This is a genomic window from Streptomyces sp. NPDC003697, assembly GCF_053587115.1.
On sequence record NZ_JBSFNN010000031.1, the window covers coordinates 63806 to 72039 of the forward strand.

Sequence of the window (8234 nt, forward strand, 5' to 3'; positions counted from 1 at the left end):
TTTCTGATGGTATAAGGCTCCCGATCGTCAAGAGCCGGGACACACCTGCCTGCGCCGCCCTCCCTCGCGACCCGCCGGAACGGCCGCCGTCACGCCCGCGAAGAAGCCGCACGGGCGCCCGGCCGGGACCCCCGAACCCGAGGGCCGCCCCGCCCCGGGACGCACGGCGCCGGGCGCTGCCGGGCCGGGACGGGACGGGGCGAAACGGATCGCCGGACAAGACCTACGCTGGGATCGAGGTGGCGCACCGGTTCACGGTGAGTACGTGCGCGATGGAGTGGCGACGATGAGCCCGCTGTTTCCGTTCGACGACGCCGCCACGGCACGGGCCGTCGTCGACCAGCACGGCGTCCTCACCGAGTGGAACGAGGGCGCGCGCCGCCTGCTGGGCTGGACCCCGGAGGAGGTCGTGGGCCGGCCGGCCGCCGACCTGCTCGTCGCCCGTCCGCGGGCCCCCGGGCCCACCGCGCGCGGGGCGCGCTCCTGGAACGGCACGCTCGGCCTGCGCCACCGCGACGGGCACACCGTGTCCGCGTGGGTGCTCGCGCACCGCGGGCGCCCGGACGACGGCGGCGGCTGGCTGCTGGTCACGCCCCTGCGGGACGGCCCGCCGCCGGGACCGGACGACCCGCTGTCCCGGGCCGAGCTGATGCAGTCCCCCTGCGCCGTCGCCGTCTACGACGAACGGCTGCGCCTGCACGGGATGAACGCGGCCATGGCCGAGGTGCTGGGTGCCCCCGGCGAACGCCTGCGCGGCCTCCGGCTGCCCGAGATCGGCGACAGGGCGGAGAGCGAGAGCCTCGAACGCCGGATGCGGCAGGTGCTGACCACCGGCCGGGCGGACGAGATGCGGACGTACGTGCTGATGGGCGCCGAGGGCCGGGTGAACGCCTGGCTGGCCCGCATCTCCCCCGTCACCGACGCCGCCGGGCGGGTGCGGGGCGTGTGCGTCGCGGCCCACGACTTCACCGAGCAGTACCGGGCGCAGGAGCGGCTGCGCCTGGTGAACGAGGCGAGCCTGCGCCTGGGCACCACACTCGACGTCACCCGGACGGCGCAGGAACTCGCCGACGTCTGCGTCCCGGCCCTCGCCGACTTCGTCAGCGTGGACCTGCTGGACTTCGCCGGGCAGGACGTCGGGCCGTCCGCCGGACCGGCCACCGCGCCGGTCGCCCTCCGCAGGGCCGCCCACCGCTCGGTCCACCCCGGCGAGCCCGAGGCGGTCGTGCCGTTGGGGCAGGTGCGGACCTATCCCGCCACCTCGCCGCAGGCCGCCTCCCTGCTGACAGGGCAGTCGATCGTGGTGTCGCGAGGGCCGGGCGACCTGGAGGAGCGGGTCGCCGAGGATCCGGAGCGCAGCCGGCAGGCCGAGCGGCCGGGCGTCCACACGACCCTGTCGGTGCCCGTCCGGGCGCGGGGGCTGACCCTCGGCGTCGCCGTCCTCACCCGCTTCGAGCGGCGGCCCGACCCGTTCACCTCCGAGGACGTCCTGCTGGCCGAGCAGATCACGGTCCGCGCCGCCCTCTGCCTCGACAACGCGCGCCGCTACTCGCTCGAGCGCGAGACCGCGCTCGCCCTCCAGCGCAGTCTGCTGCCCCGCACCCTGCCGCGCACGGCCGGCGTGGACGCGGCCTCCCGCTACCTTCCGGCGGCGCGGGCCGAGGTGGGCGGCGACTGGTTCGACGTCATCCCGCTGTCCGGGATGCGGGTGGCGATGGTCGTCGGGGACGTCGTCGGGCACGGGCTGCAGGCCTCGGCGACGATGGGCCGGCTGCGGACCGCCGTGCGCACCCTCGCCGACCTCGACCTCGCCCCCGACGAACTGCTCACCCACCTCGACGACCTGGTCGCCGCGATGGCCGCCGAGGCCGGCAGCGACGGCCGCGAGGTCGGGGCCACCTGTCTGTACGCGGTGTACGACCCGGTCTCGCGCCACTGCTCGCTGGCCCGGGCCGGGCATCCGCTGCCGGTGGCGGTCCCACCGGACGGCCCGCCCCGGCGGCTGGAACTGCCGGACGGCCCGGCGCTCGGGCTGGGCGGACCGCCGTTCGAGTCGGCCGAGCTCGACCTGCGCGAGGGCACCCTGCTCGCGTTCTACACCGACGGGCTGGTCGCGAGCCCCGACCGGGACGCCGACGAGAGCCACCGGCTGCTGTGCGACGTGCTGAGTGATCCCTCCGCTTCCCTGGAGGAGGTCTGCGACAGGGTCCTGCGCGCCCTGCTGCCGCCCGGCGGCGCCCCCGACGACGTCGCCCTGCTGCTCACCCGCACCCGCGGCCTGCCCGCCTCCCAGGTGGCGACGTGGGACATCCCCGCGGACCCGTCCCTGGTCGCCTCCATCCGCAAGCAGGTACTGGAGCAGCTGGACGAGTGGGGGCTGAGCGACGCGGCGTTCGTCACGGAGCTGGTGGTGAGCGAGCTGGTCACCAACGCGATCCGGTACGGCACCCCGCCCATCCGGCTGCGGTTGATCCACGACGAGTCCACCCTGATCTGCGAGGTCTCCGACAGCAGTCACACCGCCCCGCACCCGCGGCGGGCCAAGATGTGGGACGAGGGCGGCCGCGGTCTGCTGCTGGTCGCGCAGCTCGCCCGGCGGTGGGGCAGCCGGCACACGCACGAGGGCAAGACCATCTGGGCGGAGCTGAGCCTGCGCGACGAGAAGTGATCCGGGGCGGGACGCGGCGCCTCGCCGGTGCGGTCCTCGGGCGCCGGCCGCATACTCCGCACCGTCCGGGTCACCAGTTCAGTACGTGACGTCACCCGCGACCGGGTGCGGTGCATCCCCAGGAGTGGTGAACATGGCACACACGTCCTCGTCCTTACGCCCGTCCCGGCTGGTCCTGCTCGCGGGCGCGGCCGCCGTACTGGGCCTGACCACCGGCTGCGGCGGCGACGGCACGGCGGACACGGGCGCCGGCACACCGCCGGACACGGCCGCGTCGGCGGGCACCGGCCCGGCGAGCGGCGCGGCGCCCGCCGGGACCACCGCGCCGGACGGGGCCGGCACACCCGGCACCACGGGGACGAACGCCGCCACGGCCGCCGGGAGCGCCCGCGCCGCCGTCGGCACGCGCTGCCACACCTCCGAGCTGCGGGCGTCGGTGGGCCGTGAGGACCCGGGCGCCGGCCAGGAGAACTTCCCGGTCGTGCTCACCAACGCCTCCGGCCGCACCTGTACCGTGCGCGGCTTCCCCGGCGCCGCCTTCGTGGACGGCTCCGGCAAGCAGCTCGGACCGGATCCCCAGCGTTCCGCGGGCTCGCCCACGACCGTCACCCTGAAGCCGGGCGGCAGCGCCTGGGCGGGCCTGACGTTCTCCAGTCCCGAGGTCAGCGGGGCGAGGACGGCGACACCCGCCGCGCTGCTCCTGACCCCACCGGACGAGCGCGACCCCCTCACCGTGAGGTGGACGGCCGGCGAGGTCCCCGTGGGCGGCAACGCGTCCTCCGTACGCCTCACGGTGCTCCGGCCCGGCTCCGGCGGCTGAGACGCGTCCGGCGGCGCGCCTGCCGCCGCGGTTTGCTTTCATGGGCGGGCACCCCCTGACGTGTCCCGGAGGACCGAGTCCTGAACACCCCGCTCGCCGAGGCCCTGTCCGCCGTCCTGCTCGCCGCGGTCCTCGCCTGGGCAGTCGCCCGCCCGTTCGGATGGCCGGAGGCCGTCATGGCGGTCCCGGCGGCCGGGATCGCCGTCGCCACCGGCGCGATCTCCCTCGACCACGCGCGGGCGGAGGCGGAACGGCTGGGACCGGTGGTCGGGTTCCTGGCCGCGGTGCTGGTCCTGGCCCACTTCTGCGACGTCGAAGGGCTCTTCCGGGCCTGCGGGGCGTGGATGGCCCGCTGGTCGAGGAGCCGGCCGACACGACTGCTGACGGCGGTGTTCGCGCTGGCGTCCGTGATCACGGCCGTCCTCAGCCTGGACGCCACCGTCGTGCTGCTGACCCCGGTCGTCTTCGCCACCGCCGCCCGGACGGGCGTGCGGCCCAGGCCGCACGTGTACGCCTGCACCCACCTGTCGAACAGCGCGTCGCTGCTGCTGCCGGTCTCCAACCTCACCAACCTGCTGGCGTTCTCCGCCAGCGGGCTCGGTTTCACCCGCTTCGCCGGGCTGATGGCGCTGCCCTGGCTGGTCGCGATCGGCGCCGAGTACCTGGTGTTCCGCCGCTTCTTCGCCCGGGACCTGACGGCCGCGGCGCCCGCCTCCCCCGCCGGCGAGCAGCCCGCCACCCCAGTGTTCGCCCTGGTCACGGTCGCCGGCACACTGGCGGGCTTCGTGGTGGCGTCCACGCTCGGCGTCGAACCGGTCTGGGCGGCGCTGGCCGGTGCCCTGGTGCTCGCCGTGCGGGCGCTGGTGCGGCGACAGGCCACCCCGCTGACGGTGGTGCGGGCGGCGGCTCCGGCCTTCCTCGCGTTCGTGCTCGCGCTCGGCATCGTGGTCCGCGCGGTGGTCGACAACGGGCTCGCCGGTGCGCTGGGCCACCTCGTGCCCGACGGCACGGGACTGCCCGCGCTGCTCGGCGTCGCCGCGCTGGCCGCCCTCCTGGCGAACCTGATCAACAACCTGCCCGCGGTGCTCGTGCTGCTGCCGCTGACCGCCCCGGCCGGCCCCGGGGCGGTCCTCGCGGTGCTGCTGGGCGTCAACATCGGGCCCAACCTGACATACGCAGGGTCGCTGGCGACGCTGCTGTGGCGGCGCATCGTGCACCAGCACGAACACGACGTGGACCTCGGGGAGTTCACCCGGCTCGGGCTGCTCACCGTGCCGTCCGCACTCGTCCCGGCCGTGGTGGCACTGTGGGTGTCGCTCAAGGTGCTGTGAGCCCGAGGGAGGCCGACCGGATGCGTGTGATCGCCTGGCTCGTCGAGGGGACCTGGCCCGCTTGCGTGGACGCCGTGCGCACGCACGCGTCCCACGCCCGCGAGGTGGTCCTGCTGCACGTCACCGGCGCCGAGGTGCCCGGCGTGGCGCACGGCGCGTTCGCCGGGCTGCTCGGCCGCGGCCACCCCGAGCGCGATCCGGGTGACCGGCTCGCGGCCCTCGGGGTCACCTCGGCCGCCGAACTGCTCGGCGCGGCCGCCGCGCGGCTGGGGCGGCCGTGCGTGCGGCTGGAGCGGACCGGGCGGGTCGAGCGCGTGGTGGTCGCGGCCGCCGAGGGCGCCGATCTGCTGGTGCTGGCCCGTGACGGCGACCGGGACCGGCTCGGCCCGCACAGCCTCGGGCCGGCCGCGCGGTTCGCCGTCGACCACGCCCCCTGCCCGGTGCTGCTGGTCTGGCCGGAGCGGGCCCCCGGCCTGTCCACACTGCCCGCACCCCCGCCCCGCCCCTGAGGTGGCGGCGGCTGTTGTGGCCCGGGCCCGTCGGGACCGCGGCAGCCGTCCGGTCGCGGCGTGCCGGGCTCGTTGTCTCGTCAAGCCCTAGCGGCCGCCGTAACCGCCCCCGTAGCCGCCCCCGTAGCCCGGCCGGCCGTCCCAACGGTGCTGCCCGGCGCCCTGGCACGGATCACCGTACGACGAGCAGCCGCCGGGCGGGTACGACGCCGTGGGCGACGGCCGCGGGGACGGTGACGTGGGCGCGGGCTGCGGCGTCCCCGGGGCCGTCGCCCGGGGCGTGGCCGGGGCGGGCGAGCGGCTCGGAAGGGCACCGTCCCGGCCCCAGTTGACCCGTTCCATCCGGAGGCCGGGCGCGGAGCCGTCGACCATCCAGCGCTGGGTGGCGACGTTCGCCCTGGTCTTGAGGACGAGCGAGCCCGCGCCGTCGGTCGCCGCGGGGGTGAGCGCGAGGCGCTGGTCGAACCGCGGCACGAGGGCTCCCTGCGGGGTGAGGTCGTAGCGGACGTTCCGGCCGCCCGGCTCCGAGGCGGCCGGGCACGGGGCCAGCCGGACCGAGTAGCCGAGGTGGGAGTCCAGGCACAGGGCGGGGTCCGCGCCGTTGCGCAGCAGCCCGTCGGCCTCGTACACCCACTGCTGGCTCGACTCCTGGGAGCAGGTCGCCAGTTCCGTCTCCGCGTCGACGGCGGCCTTCCCGCCGACGACGCCGACGCACAGCCGGGACGCCGCGTTCCGCAGACGTCCGCGCAGGGTGTCCCGGTCCGGCGAGCCGGACCCCGCCCAGGACGGCCCGGTGGTGGGGGCGCCGGCCGCGGAGCCGGGCGTCTCGGACGGCTGCCCGTCGGCATCGGCGGCGGTGCCGTCGCCCGGGCCGAGGGCGTACCACAGGACGAGGGGCAGGACGACCATCCCGCTGACGACCGCGACGGCCACGGCGAGATTGCGGCGGCGCGCGGCGCGCCGGGCCCGGTGCGCCGACCTCCGGGAGGCGGGGCGGGCGCCGGGTGCGGGGCCTCCGCGCCGGCCGTGGGTGCGGGTGGCCGACGAACCGGCCGGCTCACGGCGGCCGGGCCGCTCGACCGGGGATCGCGGAAAGGGCTTCCCCGCAGTGGCCGTCGAGGACACGAACGGCTCGCCTCCCGGCATGCCCGGCGAGGACGCGAAGGGCTCCCCGACGGCGGACGGCGCACCCGGCACGGACACGAACGGCCCTTCCGGCGGGGACCCGGCGCCCGGCGCAGACGCGAAAGACCCGTCCGGAGCGGACGGCACGGCAGGCGGCATCCCGAAAGGGTCCCCCTCGGGAGGCGGCGCGCCCGGCCCGGCACCGAAAGGCTCACCGGCGACGGGCGGCGCGCCCGACCCGGGCGCGGAGGACTCGCCTCCCGCGGGCACGCGCGCCGCCGTGGAGCCGAACGGCTCACCGCCCGGGAGCCCGTCCTGCGGCGGTGCCGTGGGCGGCTCGGCCCCGGGGAACCCGCCGTCCGGCGCGAGGGGCGGGAGCGGCGCGCCCCCGGCGGGCGCGGACGGCGCGGTGGACGCCGCGGCCGGCGGGACGGCCGGCTCACCCGCCGCGGGCTCCTCGCTCCCGCCCGGGCGGGACGCCCGGTAGGCCCGCGCGCCCCAGCCGAGCACACCTTCGGCCAGGGCGGTTCCGAGGTCCGTGCCGAAGCGGCCCAACTGGTCGGCGGTGTGGCGGCAGTGCGTGCAGCCGGCCAGGTGGTCCCGCAGGTCCGGGTCGACGGCGCCGCCGCGCCGGGTGGTGACGTCGAGCAGCCGCGCGTAGCGCAGGCAGACCTGCTCCGGGGCGAGTTCGCGGTGGACCTGGAGGCACTCCTCCCGCAGCCGTTCCCGGGCTCGCCGCAGTTCGATGCGCGCGCCCTCCTCGTTCAGGCCCAGCAACGCCGCCGGGGTGGCGAGGGGGTCGGACTCGACCTCGGTGTGCCACAGCAGGGCGCGGGCCGACTGGGGCAGCCGCTGGAACGCCCGGGACAGCAGACGCCGGCCGGCCGGGGGCAGCAGGCGCGCGGCGATGCCTCCGCGGTCGGCGGCCGCGGCTCTCAGGTCGGGGTGGAGCATCTCGCGGCGGTGGTCGGCGCTCCACTCCGCCGCTATGCGCCGCACGGTGACGAGTATCTGGGGGCGCCACGCCGCCGTGGGACCGGACTGCCTCAGCGACTGGCCGAACAACCGGGTGAACGCGGCGGTGGTGAGCATGCCGGCGGAACGCGTGCCGTCGGTGCACAGCCGCGCGTAGGCGAACGCGGATTCCCAGTGCCGGTCGAGCAGTTCGCCGACGGGGTTGAGGGCGGGGGTGGCCCCGGTCCACTTCCTCAGTTCGGCACTCAACTGTTCGTCCGTTGTCTCGAACAGACGTACCGGCTCGGGGGAATTCGACATGCCTGCCTCATTCACGGCTGCATTCCTCCATGAGCACCGCGGAATCGGTCCGTACCAGGGGAGCGTTGCGGCTCGGACGTAGGCCAGCGGCGGCTCTTGTGAAGCGTGGGGGGCGTACGGAGCGGCCTCGGCACGCCGGAGAAAACGATCGTTGTCCGCATGCCGACACAGCGGACACCCTTGCACAGCCGGATGCGGCTGAACAAGGGATCCCGCGATCTCACCTATTGCCTTGCGGACGGCCTGGATTGACGTCTCGTCAATAAGACTGTGCTTTCACCGATTTCTCTTCCGAACCGTGGGGCAATTGCGCGGTGGCCGCGCCCGGGTTCCGTCCCTTTTCCGGGGCGCCGGCGATCAGCGGGCGGGCCGGCGCGGGGACGCCGGGCAGGCGTCCCCGGCCCCGGGGAGCCCGGAGGCCGCCGCCGGCTGGCGCCCCTGGCGCTTCCGCATGTCGAACGACGTGTGGGGGACCCCGTCCGTCGCCGGCGACCTCGTCTACGTCA

At 76.3% G+C, this 8234-nt stretch carries 6 protein-coding genes; 5 read left to right on the forward strand and 1 reads right to left on the reverse strand.

Translation table 11 applies throughout. From position 1 onward, the window contains the following. Positions 1-286: 286 nt before the first annotated feature. The 4 genes from ACWDNY_RS15385 (at position 287) to ACWDNY_RS15400 (ending at position 5328) form a co-directional block, all read left to right on the forward strand. A complete protein-coding gene (locus ACWDNY_RS15385) occupies positions 287-2668 on the forward strand; it encodes a SpoIIE family protein phosphatase (protein WP_451646239.1) in 2382 nt (793 codons plus the stop codon). Positions 2669-2801: 133 nt separating this feature from the next. Next, a complete protein-coding gene (locus ACWDNY_RS15390) occupies positions 2802-3488 on the forward strand; it encodes a DUF4232 domain-containing protein (protein WP_451646240.1) in 687 nt (228 codons plus the stop codon). An 80-nt stretch (positions 3489-3568) separates the two neighbouring features. After that, positions 3569-4819, forward strand: a complete 1251-nt coding sequence (locus tag ACWDNY_RS15395; protein ID WP_451646243.1) for an SLC13 family permease — start codon at positions 3569-3571, stop codon at positions 4817-4819. Positions 4820-4839: 20 nt separating this feature from the next. Further along, positions 4840-5328: a universal stress protein gene (locus ACWDNY_RS15400; RefSeq protein ID WP_451646244.1), complete on the forward strand. Its 489-nt coding sequence runs from the start codon at positions 4840-4842 to the stop codon at positions 5326-5328. 87 nt (positions 5329-5415) lie between these two features. Here ACWDNY_RS15400 and ACWDNY_RS15405 read toward each other — a convergent pair whose 3' ends face one another. Next, a complete protein-coding gene (locus tag ACWDNY_RS15405; RefSeq protein WP_451646241.1) occupies positions 5416-7728 on the reverse strand; it encodes a ricin-type beta-trefoil lectin domain protein in 2313 nt (770 codons plus the stop codon). 298 nt (positions 7729-8026) lie between these two features. Between ACWDNY_RS15405 and ACWDNY_RS15410 the strand changes: the two genes are divergently transcribed. Continuing rightward, on the forward strand, positions 8027-8234 hold a 208-nt coding region (locus tag ACWDNY_RS15410; protein WP_451646245.1), incomplete at its 3' end, for a hypothetical protein.